Origin of the sequence: Acinetobacter sp. AS5, from assembly GCF_048957595.1 — a bacterium.
Taxonomy (GTDB): domain Bacteria; phylum Pseudomonadota; class Gammaproteobacteria; order Pseudomonadales; family Moraxellaceae; genus Acinetobacter.
Genome location: NZ_JARDAL010000014.1, coordinates 26640 through 44228, shown reverse-complemented (window position 1 = coordinate 44228; position 17589 = coordinate 26640). Strand labels below are relative to the sequence as shown.

General features: G+C 47.2%; 12 protein-coding genes. 9 read left to right on the top strand and 3 right to left on the bottom strand.

Annotated elements, in window-relative coordinates; genetic code table 11:
* Nucleotides 1-2: 2 nt before the first annotated feature.
* Nucleotides 3-3707: an exodeoxyribonuclease V subunit gamma gene (locus PV763_RS05975; protein WP_420937487.1), complete on the bottom strand. Its 3705-nt coding sequence runs from the start codon at nt 3705-3707 to the stop codon at nt 3-5.
* Nucleotides 3708-3884: 177 nt separating this feature from the next.
* Between PV763_RS05975 and PV763_RS05970 the strand changes: the two genes are divergently transcribed.
* Nucleotides 3885-4385, top strand: a complete 501-nt coding sequence (locus tag PV763_RS05970) for a hypothetical protein (RefSeq protein WP_004278581.1) — start codon at nt 3885-3887, stop codon at nt 4383-4385.
* Between the two features lie 54 nt (nt 4386-4439).
* Here PV763_RS05970 and PV763_RS05965 read toward each other — a convergent pair whose 3' ends face one another.
* Complete coding sequence (locus PV763_RS05965; RefSeq protein ID WP_004278582.1) at nt 4440-5858, bottom strand: polyphosphate--AMP phosphotransferase; 1419 nt, start codon at nt 5856-5858, stop codon at nt 4440-4442.
* A 205-nt stretch (nt 5859-6063) separates the two neighbouring features.
* Here PV763_RS05965 and PV763_RS05960 point away from each other — a divergent pair, with 205 nt between their 5' ends.
* The 6 genes from PV763_RS05960 to PV763_RS05935 all read left to right on the top strand — a co-directional run bounded on the left by PV763_RS05960 (nt 6064) and on the right by PV763_RS05935 (nt 12223).
* Nucleotides 6064-6768: an FFLEELY motif protein gene (locus PV763_RS05960; protein ID WP_044111768.1), complete on the top strand. Its 705-nt coding sequence runs from the start codon at nt 6064-6066 to the stop codon at nt 6766-6768.
* Between the two features lie 146 nt (nt 6769-6914).
* Nucleotides 6915-7859 carry a bifunctional demethylmenaquinone methyltransferase/2-methoxy-6-polyprenyl-1,4-benzoquinol methylase UbiE gene (gene ubiE / locus PV763_RS05955; RefSeq protein ID WP_004647333.1) on the top strand — a complete coding sequence of 315 codons (945 nt, stop codon included), beginning with the start codon at nt 6915-6917 and terminating at the stop codon, nt 7857-7859.
* A gap of 12 nt (nt 7860-7871) precedes the next feature.
* The gene (locus PV763_RS05950) at nt 7872-8549 is read left to right on the top strand and encodes a ubiquinone biosynthesis accessory factor UbiJ (protein WP_121979799.1); all 678 of its coding nucleotides are present in this window, start codon (nt 7872-7874) and stop codon (nt 8547-8549) included.
* 12 nt (nt 8550-8561) lie between these two features.
* Nucleotides 8562-10181 carry an ABC1 kinase family protein gene (locus tag PV763_RS05945; RefSeq protein WP_420937486.1) on the top strand — a complete coding sequence of 540 codons (1620 nt, stop codon included), beginning with the start codon at nt 8562-8564 and terminating at the stop codon, nt 10179-10181.
* Between the two features lie 584 nt (nt 10182-10765).
* Nucleotides 10766-11845 (top strand): patatin-like phospholipase family protein, encoded by a 1080-nt coding sequence (locus PV763_RS05940; RefSeq protein WP_071850488.1) that lies wholly within the window; start codon nt 10766-10768, stop codon nt 11843-11845.
* 60 nt (nt 11846-11905) lie between these two features.
* A complete protein-coding gene (locus PV763_RS05935) occupies nt 11906-12223 on the top strand; it encodes a hypothetical protein (protein WP_004729331.1) in 318 nt (105 codons plus the stop codon).
* Between the two features lie 53 nt (nt 12224-12276).
* Here the strand turns inward: PV763_RS05935 and PV763_RS05930 are convergent, their stop codons facing one another.
* Complete coding sequence (locus PV763_RS05930; protein ID WP_121979796.1) at nt 12277-14631, bottom strand: Tex family protein; 2355 nt, start codon at nt 14629-14631, stop codon at nt 12277-12279.
* 335 nt (nt 14632-14966) lie between these two features.
* On the opposite strand from PV763_RS05930, the gene ompR reads away from it, so the two are divergent.
* Complete coding sequence (ompR, locus tag PV763_RS05925; protein WP_004278590.1) at nt 14967-15731, top strand: two-component system response regulator OmpR; 765 nt, start codon at nt 14967-14969, stop codon at nt 15729-15731.
* A 264-nt stretch (nt 15732-15995) separates the two neighbouring features.
* Complete coding sequence (locus PV763_RS05920; RefSeq protein ID WP_034435905.1) at nt 15996-17456, top strand: ATP-binding protein; 1461 nt, start codon at nt 15996-15998, stop codon at nt 17454-17456.
* Nucleotides 17457-17589 lie beyond the last annotated feature (133 nt).

Here is a 17589-nt window from a genome sequence, read left to right as displayed (position 1 = left end):
GGCTATTTCACCCACTCCAGATGTTGATGAATCGGCGCATACAGGCCATGAGCAAAATCATGGCAGCAATTTTGCAAGGCCAGATCCGGATCCTGATCCTGCAAAATAAATTGCCAGTCTTGATGCAGCAGACTGGATTCATCCGAAGCCAAAGGTTTGGCACTCTCATAGCTGTTGTTCCAGGCCTTTAGCAATTCCGGCATTTCCACAATGGTCATTTTACCCTGTTCATTCTCGGCCCACTGCCATTCTTTTTTCATCAGTAATTCTGCCGGCAAGACCAGCGGCTGCTGTTGACCAATTTCCCAGGCCTTTAACCAGAGCTGCAAATACTCATGTGCCTTGCTCGAACTTAATCCGGAAAACTTCAGGGTTTTATTACTGAAAATGACAATGCGCTCCAGTTCTGGTGAGCGTGCATCGTCATTCAAGTAAGCCAGCCACAGCAGATACTCCAGCCAGATCTGGGCGCGGCGTTTTTCCGAGGCTGAAGAGGATTGCATACTCAGCCAGTAGCTGCTGTGTGGAACCTGAGGCACGTTAATATGAATGATCAGTTCAGGACTGAACTGCAAGGATTGCTGGGTAACTGGCGTCAGTTCTTTACCCAACTGCACCAAACGCTCTTGTAACAGCTGCTGTTCCTGCTGGCTGCCCAGCCAAGTGGCTTGCTGGGTTTTGCCCACCGGCAAAAGGTCCAGCATCAGGTTCGGCTCAATCTCCTGCTCTTGTTGCAACAGGAAATCCCGTACCTGATACTGTTCCAGCTTGTTCAGTAATAGGGGTTCCCGGGAACTCGGCAAATCGGCATAGCGAATCGTGGAAACCCCGACACTTTTCAGGAATAGACGTGCCGGGAAAATCATATCGCGGATCCATTCATCGCCTTTGAGTACCCGGATTTCTTTTTGTTCTAGTGCCGGATAATGTGCATTGATCCAGCTGCTGCGTTTGCCTTCGGCACTGCGGATATACTCTGCTACCGCAAACCACTGATCCTGAAACCGTGGTGTCTGCATATCTGCAAATCCGGCCGGATCAAAAGGCTGCAAGGGATGCACATGATAAAGCTGCCGAATATGTTGAGCGACTGACAGACCATGAATATCCACCATCGGATCGATTTCGGCATCCGGCTGTTCAGACTGGCAGATCAGCGCGATATGCTGAACCAGTTCCTGCAAGGCAGTGGATGGATCGCGAGCCTCACCATCCTCCAGATCAAAGCCATTATAGAACAGCCATAGATTTTCCTGTGCCAGCAGCAAGGCATCCAGAAAAGCGCCCTGCTCGTCATCCAGACGGGAACGGTCACCAAGTTGCGGCTTCAGGCTGCGCATCAGGTCAAACGGAACCTGTTGATTGCGGCTCGGAAATTTACCGCTATCCAGATTCAGCATCACCACCAGTTTATAAGGCAATGGCCGGATCTGCCCAATCTGGCTAAAAGTAATCTGTCCAGTCGGTTCGGCCTGATCCAGCTGCATCTCCAGGGTATTCTGAATTTCTTCCAGCACATAAGGCAGAGGCAGACTGAGTGCCACCAGCTCCTGACTGGCATGTGGATCATCCTGATCATGATAATCGGCCAAGGTCAGCATCCGCATTTGCTTGTCGATAATCTCGGCAACAGTTTTGAGTGATTCTACCCCGGCATCACGAAATTCATTCAGATCAGCACGCAGATATTCCAGCCAGGTTTTTACCGGCGTGCGTTGTCCAGTTTCATGCAAAGTCAGCCAGTCACGGCGCTGCACCAGATCCTGATAAATTCGGATCAGGGTGGATATCAGCGGAAAATCACTGGTCAGAACCTTGGCATAACTCAAGGTGTCCTGAAACAGGGTATGTTCAGGAATCGCCAGACCCAACGCCAGACGGTCCAGCGCGAATTTAAAGCTAAACCGGTAATCCTCATCGCCTGCGCTCAGGCTTTGCTGTAAATGCTGCTGGTCCAGTCCACGCTTGAAGCCAGCATCTGTCAGCAACTGCAACATCCGTTCTACCTGACTATAGTCCAGACCATAATACTGCTGGGTGGCATTCAGGCTGAGCCAGTCGGCAAAGTCCTCAATACTGAAACGGCGCCGTACCCACTGAATCCGGCCCAGTACCGCGCGCCAGGCATTGCTGACATCCAGACGCGACACCCCGGCAATCTGGATCGGTAAATACAGGTTATCTTTTTGCAGGCGTTTGCTGCCGGTTTCGCGCTCACGCGGTGGTGGCGCAAAGACACTGCGAATTGCCGGTTCCAGTTCTTTCAGACTTGGCGTCAACACTAGAATATCACTGGGCTGACGCGGCGCTTCTTCATTGCCTTGAGCCAGCCAGTGAATCAGTTGTTCTTTGAGAACTTCCAGCTGACGTAATGAAGAATGACAGACATGAATCTGTACCGAATCATCATCAGGGCTTAAAGCATATTGATGCTGCTCGGGCTCGAGCAAATACAGGATATCCGACTGGATTTTGGCCAGCAGCCTGTCCTGATATTCATCGACAAAGACATCGGCCCAGAGACCCTCTTCCCCCGAAGACAGTTTAGAGAGTAGAGAAAAATGATCCCGTGCCTGCTTGCCGAATCGGGTCAGGAGCGGATGCCGCGATTCCCGGTCTTCGGCATTAAAGTTCAGCTGCTTGATCCTGAAATCTTTTATTTCCGCATCATTCGGTTTACGTTGACGGGTTTTTTCAAAACGCTGAATAAAGCGCTCTTCCCGCTGCAAATCAAATCTGGCTTTCCAGTCCGGATCGACACTGTCGGCCCAGTATTCCTGCGAGGGGTTGAAGTGAAAAATATAGATATCAATGTACTGGCCCAGACGGCGTAAAAAATCCAGCTGGCTGGGTGGCAATTCTAACAGGCTAAACACCACAATCTGTGCCGGCAGTCGTTTCAGAGCTTGGGCCCGGGTCTCTGCATTCTCCAGCCGCTCCCAATACAGGCGTTCAATCTCCAGGATTTTGGCATAATCATCCTGAAATACATGCTGCCACAACCAGCGTTGCCAAGCTTCCAGTTCACGCGCCTGAATCTTGACAAAATCCGCCACCTGCATCTCATGACCATTTTCATCTTTGGGGCTATAGATCATTTGCTCGATATCGAGCGCAATATCCTGCCCCCAGGACTCTAACCAGTTACTCGGACAACCACAGTTGTTTGGAGGACAGTTACGCGCGCAATAACCGCGATAATCCATATAATGGCTAAACAAACGCGACACCTGCTCGGCTACCCAGTACAGCATGCTCTGTTTTTTCAGCTGCTTCTCTGTACCCTGCTCCAGCCGGTCAGCACTGTCATAAATCCGCTTCACAATAGAATACAGCGGATGATCGACGTCTAAAGGAATCTGTTCAGGCAGAATGCATTTTCGTAGCGCCTGAAACACGCGCCATTTGATGATAATGCGCGGAATATTGGCTTCACGGACCTGCTCCACTTCTTTAGGCGCATTCAATACCCACTGATAGGAAGTCCATTGAAAGGCGCGAATCCGGTGATGAAACTGGGTATTGGCGCTAATGCCTTTTTTCTCGGCAATTTTCTGGGTCAGCCAAGTTTCTACTGCCGGAGATGGCACAATAAAGTGCCGGGTTTGTAACACCTCAAATGGATTCCGGGCAGTCTGGTTGACAATACGCAGCATACTATCCAAAAGCACATCAATACGTTGACTCTGAATAACATGAATGGCCATTGGTTCCCCTGAACTGCTGAATGTGGTTTTTACTACAAAACGATAAAGATTATTTACTATACATCCCGAGCGCTCTATGACACTTTAAAACCACACTTCAGTCGAAAAATTTCTTTGAAAAAAGCATCTTAAAGATGCTTGAATAGAAAAAAACAACATAGAGCTTAGGTAGTGCCCATGAAATTAGATAAAATTCCTGAACGTCTCGATCCGAGCCTAGATTTAGAACAAATCCGCGCCGAGTGCCTGGAACTCACCAAAAAACGCGCCTATTATTCTGCCGGTGCTGCGGTTATTCCAGTGCCGTTTATGGACGTGGTCATTGATATCGGTATCTTGTCGCAATTGATTCCCGAGATCAATGCCCGCTTCGGCCTGGCGCCTGACCAGATCAGTGTCTATGATCCAAAAACCCGTCAGGTGCACTGGAATGAGTTGCGTAAACGCGGCGTAGAATTTTCTGGTCTGGTGGTCGCACGTACGGCAGTTAAAAAATCTTTGAACAATGTTGCAGCGAAAGTGATCACAAAGCAAGTCACAAAATTCATTCCGCTGGGCGGCCAACTGGTGGCGGCAAGTCTGGGCTATTTTGTCATGAAAAAGATTGCTGAAGCACATGTAGAGGAATGCTACCGTGCAGCTAAAAATATCCAGCAAAAACAGGTGGCGCAAGGTTAAAATCCGGGTGAGCTGAATTTTTGCAGCCCTCTAGACACTCTTACTTCAGGCAGATTATTCTGCCTGAAGCTGTTTTAAAATAGCCTTTAACACCTCGACCCGCGCGGTATTCTTATCATCGGTCGCAATAATATGCCAGGGCGCTTCCTCGGTCGAAGTATGTTCAAACATATCGGCTGCCGCTTTCAGATAGTCGTCCCAGCGCTCCCGGTTACGCCAGTCTTCTTCGGTAATTTTAAAACGCTTATGCGGTGTATCTTCACGCGCCTTGAAACGTGCTGCCTGTTCGTCCTTGGAGATTGCCAGCCAGATTTTCACAATCACTGTTTGATGCTTGACCAGACTCTGTTCAAAACGGTTAATTTCATCATAAGCACGCTGCCATTCCACCGCACTGACCAATCCTTCTACCCGTTCTACCAATACCCGCCCATACCAGGAACGGTCAAAAATACAGATATCATCATCAGTTTGCAGCTTGGTCCAGAAGCGCCATAAATAGGGACGGCTCAGCTCAAATCTTTCTGGTGCAGCAATGGTATGAATTTCATATTCACGTGGATCGAGTTTTTTGACAATTCGCTTGATTGCGCCGCCCTTGCCGGCAGCATCCATACCTTCAAACAGAATCACCACATTACGCGAATCGGAACGCATGGCTTTGGCGACCTTCGCGGTTAATTTTTTTAGTTCCGGTTTGTAATCTTCTGGCTGGGCTTGAGTCTTGGAAGGATGTTTTAACTGCTCGGGAATCTTGGCCTGTTTCCATCTTCCCTTGGCTCTGGCAGGATGATCCGGACAATGTTTCAAGGCACTCAGGATATACTGGGCAAATTGCTGGTCGCGCTGCTGCTCATCTTCGCCATCAATAATGAACCAGTCCTCGGTAAAGCGCTGACGCAGGCGCTGCAAGGTGTCATATTCTTTGCGATTGCGCCAGTCCAGACCATGCAGTTGATGCCAGTGAGTTTCACTCGGATCCATGGCATCCAGGCGTTTTTGCAAGACTTTCCAGGACAGGTCAAACCAGACCTTGATCACATCCACATGGTTATTTTTCAGGTCCTGTTCAAAGGCCTGCATCTCTTGCAGATATTCATCAAACTGTGCATCACTCAGCGGGCTTTCAGCTTGCATGGCACTGCCGAGCAGATCGCTATACCAGTTACCAAACAGCACCATGATCTGGCCCTCAGCTGGAATAAAACGCGCATAAGGTTGCCACAAGGTTTGCTTTGGGCCGGCTAGCTGAGGCTTATCGGCTTTCACGCGCAAATAGCGCGGATCGACCCATTCACGTAGCTGTTTAACCGCTTCACCTTTGCCGGCTAGCTCAATGCCATTCACCAGAATCACCAGACTTTTGGCATTTTTCTGGCCTCGGGTCTTTTTTAAATTATATTGGGCATCAATCAGCTCGACAGACAGCTGATCTTCATCCATTAACTGAAATTGTGGTTGTTCCATACGTATCTTCAACCCTGATCTTTTATTCTATTTGCAGTATAGCGAGGAGTTTCAGCGCAAAAATAGCTCTGGCAACGTTTTTCACACGATTAAATTGGCTATTTAAACAACAGATTGACATACAAATGCCCGATCTCTGTTCAATTTGTCATAGCAGGATTGTCCGGCAGCCTCTAAGATTCTTGCATCCTCCAATCATAATTGAAGCCTCATGTCCAAACTTGCCGTACTCGATGATCTGTTAGCGCATTATTATCAACTGGCTTATCACACCCGGCCTGACATTTTAAGCCGTTTACAGGATGTGCAGGCCTGGCAGAAAGTCCGCATGCAGCGCACTCATCGCGCCCATTTTGCTGAAAAACAAAACCTGTTGATGTCCGAATATTTCCTGAACCGTCTCTACGGCGGTGCTGAATTTGATGCGCTGGCAGAACAGATTGCCCGGCTGATGAAATATGCGCATAAAGCAGAAAAAGTTATTCCGGAAAATGCCATTAAAACCGGCACCTCAGGTGTAGAGCTGGCTATTCTGGCGGTACAGCTGGATGAACAGGTCGCGATTCAGTTATTACAGGATTATCATCCGCATGAACCGCTGACTGACGAGATGATGCGCCTGACCTATTTGAAGCTGGATCAGGGTGAAGCACGCTTGAAACAGTTGGCTCTGCTGGATCAGCTCGGCATGAGTCTGGATAAATACATGCGTTCATTTGTGGTCTATACGGCCTTTAAAATGTGTAAAGGCGCGGCGAATAAATATAACTTTCAGGTGATGTATGAATTTATGCAGGATGGTTTTCTGGCCATGAAGCCACTCAAATCGGCAGAAAAATTTGTACGCACGTTCACGGCAACCGAACGCCAGATTATCGATAAAGTACATTCTGGCGATCCGCTACCGTTTCAGTAAATACCCGATGAGTATTTCTGCCAAGCGTGAATTTTTCTGTATATTATTCATAACAATTGCATCATGATTGCTGAATAAGCCTTTAGAATCTGTCATGATGCAGACAATGCAAGATTAACCCGATTGATATGTTAGGAGTGACTCCAATGTCGAATGAAAATACAACGCCTACCCCTACCCCCGAGTCGGCACAACAGACAGACAAAGTGAGCCCATTCTTAACTGAACCCCTTCCACAAGGCACCCCGCAAGGTCAGCAACAATCCTTAGAACAACGTCTGACTGACACGCCTGTGACGGGTACTGTGCCTAAATATAATCTGCCGCGTGGTGCCAATACCGGTAACGTCGGCTCAACCACACACTTCGGCTATCAAACTGTTAACAGCGAAGAAAAAGCCCAGAAAGTCGCAGAAGTGTTCCACTCGGTGGCGAGCAAATACGACATTATGAATGACCTGATGTCTTTTGGTATTCATCGCCTGTGGAAGCGTTTTGCAATCAATATGTCAGGTGTACGCCGTGGCCAGCATGTGCTGGATATCGCGGGTGGTACTGGCGACTTGGCTAAAGTCTTTAGCCGTGAAGTTGGTCCGACAGGTCATGTGGTACTGTCTGATATTAACGAATCCATGCTGAATGTCGGTCGTGACCGTCTGATTGATGCGGGCTGTACCAATGTCGATTTCGTTTTGGCCAATGCCGAAACCTTAGAACCATTTGCAGACAACAGCTTTGATCTTTTGACCATTTCTTTCGGTCTACGTAACGTGACCGATAAAGATGCGGCACTGGCTGCGATGTACCGCGTCCTTAAGCCAGGTGGCCGTTTACTGGTGCTAGAATTTTCTAAACCAGTGTTTGAGCCATTCTCTAAGCTGTATGACCTTTATTCGTTCACGGCATTGCCAATCATGGGTAAAATCATTGCCAATGATGCAGAAAGCTATAAATACCTGGCTGAATCGATCCGTATGCATCCGGACCAGCGCACCCTGAAAGGTATGATGGAAAATGCCGGCTTCCAGAATTGTGACTATCACAACCTGACTGGTGGGATTGTTGCGGTTCACCGCGGTTTCAAACTTTAAGGTTCCTTGCCTATGTGGTCAATTCTGGCACTCGGTGCTGTTGAACGCGTGATTCATCATGTGATTGATCTGGATGCCATTACCCGCATCCAGCTGAATGCCCTGTCCGGCAAAATGCTGCGGGTGGTGATCGCCTCGCCGCAGCTTTCGGTTGATGTGTTTTTTGATGAAGGCAAAGTTCGTCTGGAACCAACGGCAACCGGTCATACCGAAACACCTTCGGTCTTTGAACAACGTCCATTTGACGCAAGTTCCGCGACAGTCACCGAAGCGACAGCAACCTTGCAGGTCAGCAATGTGGTGGAATTACTCAAGCTGCTGCTTTCCGATGAAGTCGGCAATATTCCATTGCAAGGCGACTACAAGTTATTGCAGGAAATCCAGCGCATCATGCAACAGGCGGAACTGGATCTGGCAGCGCACTTAAGTCCCTGGATTGGCCCGACGCTGGCGCATGAAATTGGCAAATTGCAACTGCTGCCCAAGCAGCTAAAACGCACCCTGCAAAGTCAATTATTCTTTGCTGAAGATGCCTTAAAAGAAGACAGTGGTCTGTTTGCCCCACGCTGGCAAATGGATGACCTGAATCAGGACACCCGTATCCTGAATCAAAATTTAGATCGGGTTGAAGCAAAAATCCATCAGCTTCAGGCTCAAATTGATGCCTCAAACAATTCTACTCAAGACTAGGTACACAGCTTTATGATTCCGCATGTTTCACGTTTACTCGAACTTTGGCGCATCGCCGCGCACTATCGACTCGACACGTTGTTTCCTGCGGAAGAATTACCAGAAAAATCCCGGCATGTGCTGTCCCTCATCCGGATGCATCCGGCTGCCTGGTCCAGTCGTGAACGTAAAAATCCGCTCAAGCTGAAACTGGCTTTAGAAGAAATGGGGCCGTTGGCGATCAAGCTCGGTCAACTGCTCTCGACCCGCCGTGACCTGATTCCACCTGAAGTTTTACAGCAACTGGTCTTGCTACAAGACCGGGTCAAGCCGTTTGATAATGACGTGGCCAAGATGCGCATTCAGGAATCCCTGAAAGCTGATGTAAATACCCTATTCGCGCGTTTCGATACCCAGCCACTGGCTGCAGCTTCGATTGCTCAGGTGCATACGGCTGCCCTGCATGATGGCCGTGAAGTGGTGGTTAAAGTCACCCGCCCGAATATTCGCCAGCAGATTTTGCAGGATTTTGAAATTCTGGAATGGCTCGGTCAATTTCTGGAAAAACGTCTGGAAGCTGCCCGCGCATTGCACCTGTCGGAAATCATTCAGGACTATCGCCAGATCATTCTGAATGAGCTGGATCTGACGCTGGAAGCAGACAATACCCGCCGTATGCGCCATCACTTTACCGGCTCGAGCATGATGTATGTGCCGGAAATTTATATGGACAGCAAAGACGTGCTGGTAGCCGAGCGCATTACCGGGGTGCCGATTTCAGATATCGCGACCTTTGACCGGTTGGGTATGGATCGTGCCGATCTGGCGCGTAAAGGCCTGACCATCTTCTTTACTCAGGTGTTCCGCGATAACTTCTTCCATGCCGACATGCATCCAGGCAACGTCTTTGTAGAGACCATCAATCCGGCCAATCCACGTTTTATTGCGCTGGACTGCGCGATTATGGGCGAGCTGTCCAAGCATGACCAGATGACCGTAGCACGCATGCTACTGGCGGTCATGAACAGTGACTTTATGCAGCTGATTCAGGTGGTGCATCAGGCCGGCTGGATTCCACCGGGAACTGATCAGGATGCTTTGGCTCGTGAAATGCGCCGTAGTGTGGGGCCAATGGTCTCTAAACCGATGCATGAACTGGACTTTGCCGGCATTCTGATTGAAGTCATGGACATCGCGCGTCGTTTCCATCTGGAAATTCCACCTCAATTGATGTTGCTACTAAAAACTTTGGTGCATGTCGAGGGTTTAGGAACCGACCTGTATCCTGAACTGGATATCTGGAGTCTGGCCAAACCGATCCTGACGGACTGGATCAAGGCCCAGATGAATCCGCAAAAGAACCTTAAAGAACTGGGACAGAAAATCCCGGATCTGCTGTTAGGGGCGCAGGATTTACCGACCCTGATGATCGACAGCTTAAACGGTTTAAAAAACCAGTCGGCCTGGCATGCCAAACAGCTCAATGAATTACAAAGTATGCGCCTGCAAATGGAACATCAGCAAAAACGTAGCTGGATGTTTGGCAGTATCATGGCGATTCTGCTGGCGATTGCCATTATTTCACCGTGGTTTGTGTCGGTGCTTCTGATTGTGCTGGTGAGCGTTCTGGCAGTCTGGCGAATTGCGAAATAATTTTTTAAATAGCCTGATTCGTCAGGCTTTTTTATGCTTAAATTATTGAAAAAATAAAGCAAGAATATCCAAATGAAATATAGTTTTTTATGGGCACTGTATCGCCAGAATAGACAAAAAACCTTTCTCACTGCACTACTTTACAGCTTCCCAACATGGATAGATATTTTTTCTATATCAACCAAACAGCCCATTGGCTTGCATGGTCCCCTGCTGCCAATACCACATTCTACCGCCTGATTCATAGTGACTATTTCTGGCTCATTGTCAGCTTTAACCTGCTTCCGTTGTTATTTCTATTCTGTCTACGACAAACACAGCTAATACTAGCTTTAAAAATATGGATAGGTCTTGCAGGTAGTTTCTTTCTAATTCATGCTTTTTACTGGCCAAGCTATCCTATAACCACGCTTTTGATTATTTCATTTAATCTACCTTTTTTAAATTTACGCAATAAAGAACTCATGCACACTTACATCAACCCGATGCCATGACTCTCAAGTCACCTTAGGACATATCTTGCCATTGGGTCTTTAAACCTATCGCTTAAAATAAGCACACATTTGACTGGTATAGGTTCAACCATGGTACAGATTTTACAAAAACGTGCGCCTGCGCTCACGATTCGTGCTGGCCATCTGGCACGTGAGCTGATTCTGGAACAAGGTTTGCAACCCGAACAGGTCGATATCGTGCCCGGTGCGGCAGGCGGCCCCAAAGGCATCGGGATCCAAGGACTGGATCAGGCGATTTTTGGTGAGTTTTTTCCACGTGCACCTCAGCGTAGAACTTTGGTGGGTTCTTCGATTGGCAGCTGGCGTTTTGCCAGTATGGCTGCACATGGAGTTCAACAGGGAACCGAACGTTTGGGTGAGCTGTATACCAACCTCTATTTTCATAAAAAAATGACCCGTCAGGATGTCAGCGAAGTTTGCCGTGGCATGCTGCTGGATCTGGTACAAGGCAAAGAAAACGATCTGGTCAATCATCCAGATTATCATCTCGCAGTCATTTCAATTAAAGCCCAACACATTTTCCAGAGTGACAAGGCATTGCCGTTGTTGGCTTCTGTGGCTGGAATTCTTGGAACGACCGCAGTCGCGCGCCGGCACAGCCGTCATTTCATGCAACGTGTAATCAGCCAGCCGAATACGGGTGAGCAGTTTAAAATCGCTGAAGATGGATTTACCACGCATTATCATGCACTAACCGAACAGAGTGTGTTGTCCTGGTTGATGGCTTCAGCGTCTATTCCCGGGGTGATGGCAGCGGTGAACAATATTCCAGATGCACCACAGGGTTATTATCGTGATGGTGGTCTGATTGACTATCATATTGACCTGCCCTTCCAGAGCAAAGGCATTGTGCTGTATCCACATTTTACCGATAGCATTACCCCCGGCTGGTTCGACAAGTTATTTAAACGTACCTCAAATCCAGAAAATCAGGCACGAACTTTGCTGCTTTCTCCATCGCAGCAATATCTGCAAAGTTTGCCTTTGGGTCGTTTGCCTGATCGTAAAGACTTTAACTTAAAAGGTTTGGATCAAACCCAACGGATCCAGCTGTGGAAGCAATGTATTGCGGAAAGTCAGCGTCTGGGTGATGAATTTCTTGAACTGGTCGAGAAGCAGAATTTTGCTGAGGTGATGCAAGCCTTGTAATTGGCCGCAGCTGCCCGATTATTTGTATAATTGCTTTAATTTTGTGAACTGTTGAGATTTATGCAGAAGTTTTTAGTTGTCCTGCAATACCTGTGTCTGGCCTTTGCCATTTATCTGATTTATAGCGTCAGCATGTCGCTGTATCGCCAGGATTTTGTCCTGATGGAACTGGTCGCTGATATCGGTACGATTCTGATCTGTATCGACCTGGCGGTGTTTTTATTTACCAGTAAAGGCAAGCCCGGCATTAGCATGGAAGAATATGCAAAAAGACTGGAACAGCCACCATCTAAACTGGTCTATGTGACACGAAAATTGGGGCATCTCGGTATTTTACTGATTATCACCAGCTGGATTGTGCCGATGATTAACTCATAATGATCCAATAAAAAACCTCCCAATTGGGAGGTTTTTTATTCGCTAATTAAAGATTATTTCGAACCTTTAATCCCTGCTTGCAATAGCAATGCACCCAAACCACCAATTTTTTGCTCTTGTGGTTTAGCCGCTTGAGGTTTCTTGCCCTGAGGACGCTCACCTTGCGGACGTGCTTGCTGTGGACGTTTACCTTGAGACTTACGTTCACCACGTGGCTCATTATTCTCGCGACGTGGCTGACGTGGTGCTTTCGCCGGAGCTTCAGAAGCTTCTGGACGCATCGATAAATTCACACGGTTACGTTCAGCATCCACATTCAAAACACGGACTTGTACGATTTGACCCGGTTTCACCACTTTATGTGGGTCAGCGACAAATTCATTGGCAAGTTCAGAAATATGTACCAAACCGTCTTGATGCACACCCACATCGACAAATGCACCGAAGTTAGTCACGTTGGTGACTACACCTTCTAGCTGCATGCCTTCCGACAATTGCGCAACTTCCGTAATGTCATCACGGAATTTAGCAGTGCGGAACTCTGGACGCGGGTCACGGCCCGGTTTTTCCAGTTCAGCCAATACGTCTTGAATTGTCGGCAGACCGAATTTCTCGTCTGTAAATTCTTCAGCATTCACTTGGCGAATGATTTCAGTATTGCCAATGATGTCTTTTACAGTCGTTGCTTTCGCTTCAACAATTTTGCTCACCAAAGCATATGACTCAGGGTGAACCGCAGAAGCATCTAGTGGTTCTGTACCATCTTGAATACGCAAGAAGCCCGCAGCCTGCTCAAAAGTACGCTCGCCTAAACGTGGCACTTTCTTCAAAGACTGACGATTGTCAAAACGACCATTTTCCTTACGGAATTCCACAATTTGCTGTGCAATTGATTTATTTAGACCCGCGATATAACCCAAAATCGCTGCTGATGCAGTATTTACATCCACACCCACTGAGTTCACACAGTCTTCAACGACCGCTTCCAAGGTTTTCGCCAGACCGGTCTGGTTCACGTCATGTTGATACTGGCCTACACCGATTGATTTCGGATCGATTTTCACCAGTTCTGCTAGTGGATCTTGTAAACGGCGTGCAATCGATACCGCACCACGAATAGATACATCTAGTTCAGGCAGTTCCTGTGAAGCTAGTTCAGATGCTGAATACACCGATGCACCTGCTTCAGATACAGAAACACGCGTCATTTTCAGATCACTGTTCGCAGCCATCATTTCAGCAACTAAAGCTTCAGTTTCACGGCTTGCAGTACCATTACCAATCGCGATCAGGTCAACATTGAACTCGCGGCATAAACGCGCCAGCTCGGCCAGTGAACCTTCTTTATCGTCTTTTGGTGCAAATGGATAAATCGTGCTGTGTGCAAGAACATCACCAGACTCGTTCACTACCGCCAGTTTCACACCGGTACGGATACCCGGGTCCACGCCCAAAGTGGTACGTGCGCCTGCAGGTGCAGAAAGCAGTAAATGACGCAGGTTTTCAGCAAAGACGTTCATCGCTTCTGTTTCAGCAGCCAGACGTTTTTCAGTCAGCAATGAATGTTCGATCGTTGGACGAACTTTACCGAGCCAAAATAGTTTTGCAGTTTGCTTCAAGAAATCCTGACGCGCTTGTGGCTGAACAGTTTCAAGATTGTATTCAGTTTCAATACGCGCCAACGGGGCATCATCTTCGCCATCCACTTTCAGGCCTAAAACGTTTTCTTGACGGCCACGCAGCATCGCCAATAAACGGTGTGAAGGCACTTTATTCAAGTTTTCAGAGAAATCGAAATAATCACGGAATTTTTTACCGACTTCTTTTTTCTCATCACTGGCAACCAAACTTTTCAGCACGGCAGTTTTTGCAAATGTCGCTTTAAGTTCAGTGGTCAGCGCGATATTTTGCGCCCAGTCATCAATCAGGATGTGCTGGATCGCATCAAGCTGGCTTTCAGTATCTGGGTAATCTTCATGGCTAAAACCCACCAAAGCTTCAGCTGGATCAACGGCTTCATTAAAGATTTTTTCGGAAATCGGGCCTAGACCGGCTTCTTTGGCCTTGAATGATTTACTGGTACGTTTTGGACGGTACGGCGCGTAAATTTCTTCTAATGCATTTTTGGTTTCAGCGGCATTCACACGCGCCAATAAATCATCAGATAATTTATCTTGTTCTTTGAGTGATTCAATCACCTTTTCACGGCGCTCATACAAATCACGCAAGTATGATAAACGCGTATCGAGTTGACGTAGTTGCGTATCGTCTAAGCCTTGCGTTACTTCTTTACGGTAACGTGCAATAAAAGGAACACTGGCACCTTCATCAATAAGCTTGATGGCAGCCTCAACTTGATTTGGACGTACGGCAAGTTCTTTTGCCAACTGCTGAACTAAGTCAGTCATCGTGTTTGATCCCACAAGGATAAGTACTAAATGGCATGATTATAAAGACCGGGTCTATAAAATCCACCATTGTTTTTATTAATTTACCTCATCTTTATATTATGAAGTGCCACAGTTTTCAGCTTTTCCCGATAAAGTTTGTATGAACTTTGCTTTTTATCCAGCTTAAAATCGTATTTTTTGCTCATTTAGATGTATATATTTGGTATCTATGTCTTGATTTTAACTGCAATATTTGGTGCTTTAGAGCATAGTCAATTAATATCAATGAATCGTATACTCAAAGCCTATTTGATTTTTGTTTATGACGACAATAAAGAATAAAGGAGCATCTCATGAGTTTAGTTGTACCTGCTGAAAAAGCCGATGCCGTACATACCGAAACGGACCGGGTCGAACGGATCCTGGTGGTTGATGATGATGTTCGTCTGCGTACCTTATTACAGCGTTTTCTCGAAGATAAAGGCTTTGTGGTTAAAACTGCACATGATGCCACGCAGATGGATCGACTTTTACAGCGGGAACTGTTTTCTCTGATCGTGCTCGACTTTATGCTTCCGGTCGAAGATGGCTTGAGTATCTGTCGTCGTTTACGCCAATCCAATATCGATACGCCTATCATTATGCTCACCGCTCGTGGTAGCGACTCGGATCGTATTGCCGGTTTAGAAGCAGGTGCCGATGATTACTTGCCTAAACCGTTTAACCCGAATGAGCTGCTGGCACGTATTCGTGCGGTATTGCGCCGTCAGGTACGTGAAGTGCCGGGTGCACCAAGCCAACAGATGGAAGTGGTTTCTTTTGGCCCATGGTCGCTAGATCTCTCTACCCGCACTCTGACCCGTGAAGGCCAAGTGGTAACGCTCACTACTGGTGAGTTTGCGGTACTGAAAGCACTGGTTCAACATCCACGCGAACCATTAACCCGCGACAAGCTGATGAATCTGGCGCGTGGCCGTGAATGGGGTGCCATGGAACGTTCAATTGATGTTCAGGTGTCACGTTTACGCCGTTTAGTGGAAGAAAACCCAGCGCGTGCACGTTATATCCAGACTGTATGGGGTGTGGGTTATGTCTTTGTTCCAGATGGTGCTGAATAAAGAAAAACTTATTACGATAAAAGATTACCCCAATTTATTGTCCCTAAAAGCCATTCGCTGCTGTTTGAGCCTCCCCTTCTTTAAAGGCTCGTATACAAATGCGCGAGTTCAGCGAATGGCAAAGTTTTTACTTGCGTAACAGTGTTACTCATTTTTTCAAAAAAAGTAACACAACAAGCTCCTTCCATCGAAGGTTCAAGCAGTAAGATTCCATTACAAATTATTATTACTGCTCAATTTGGAAAATGCCAACAGGGAGCTGGTGTGAAACTCGACCCCATCGATCCACAAAAATTTACCGATTTTGTCAGCTACTCGGAAAAAAAGCGTACCCGCGGGGAACGCTTTCTCGACAAGATCAAGCCGCGTTCTGCTGCCATGCGTACCACGGTACTGGTGGTTTTTGTGGTCTGTTTTAGCCTGTTCATGTCCTTGTGGTTCTTTTGGCGTACCCTGTTTTTACCTGAAATCCAGCAACATGCGCGTTATCTGGCCATGGAACTGGAAATTCTTAATAATCCCGATCTGCGCCTGTATCATAAACAGCAGGAAGTCGATATCGATGACTGGCTGAAAAACCGGGTCGGCATTGAATACGTTACTAATCCGGCAGAATATCCCACTGTCCGTGAAAAGCTGATTGCCGAATTTTTTACCCGACAGATCGAAACCAAACTCGCCAAAGAGTTACGCATCGAACAAGCCACAGTCTATTTCCAGTTTAAGCCGAGTCCACGTATCTGGATCCAGACTCCTGAAATGAATGGTCACTGGGTACAGGAACCTTTAAAGACTTATGCCAATTATAGCAATGAACTGATTTTGGGCTGGTTGCTTGGCACGCCGATTATTGTCGGCATCATTATTTTGACCTTGGTGCGTCAGCTCAACCGTCCTTTACGCCGTTTGCAGAATGCCGCCAACAGTTATAGCCGAATCGGCTCAGCACCCTATCTAGATACCAATCATGGTCCACTGGAAATCCGTCAGGTCAATCATGCCTTTAATCAGATGATTTATACGCTGGACCAGACCGAGCGGGAACGCCGAATCATGCTGGCCGGCATTTCACATGACTTGCGCACGCCCTTAACCCGAATCCGCCTCAGTGCCGAAATGATGCCAGATGAAGACTTTCTCAAAGAAGGCCTGATTTATGATGTCGAAGATATGGACGCGATTCTGGATCAGTTCATTTCCTATATGCGCGATGGTTCCGATGAAGAACCGCAGGACACCAATGTCAATGTACTGCTACAGGAACTGGTCAAGCAGTTTAAACCGCTAGATATCCGATTTACACCACAAGATATACCGACCATTCAGGCGCGCAGCATGTCACTAAAAAGACTGATCGGCAATCTGATCAACAACTCAAAACGTTATGGTTCAGAACCAATTGAGCTTTCTGCGCATGTTGAAGAAGATCAACTGTTGATTTGTGTCGCAGACCATGGCGAAGGCATCCCGGAAGATCAGATTGAAGCCTTGATGCAGCCTTTTGTTCGGGGCAATTCGGCACGAACAGTACAAGGCAGTGGCTTGGGGTTGGCCATTGTGAAACGGATTGTCGATATTCACCATGGCCAATTGCGTATTCATAATCGTCCTGAAGGTGGGCTGGAAGCTATCATTTCACTACCCGTGAATCAGGCGAATCCTGAGACACTTCCCCCAGCCACTACACTCGATAAAATTCGCCAAACTTTGACTGAGCACTTTTAATAAGTGATCAGTAATTCAACAAATGACTTTTTAGTTTTTCTATACAATTCATTTTATAGTTCACGAATTCAATCATTTAAAAATCATCATTTTTTATTATACCTACATTTAGCTAAAAAATTAGACCTTAGCC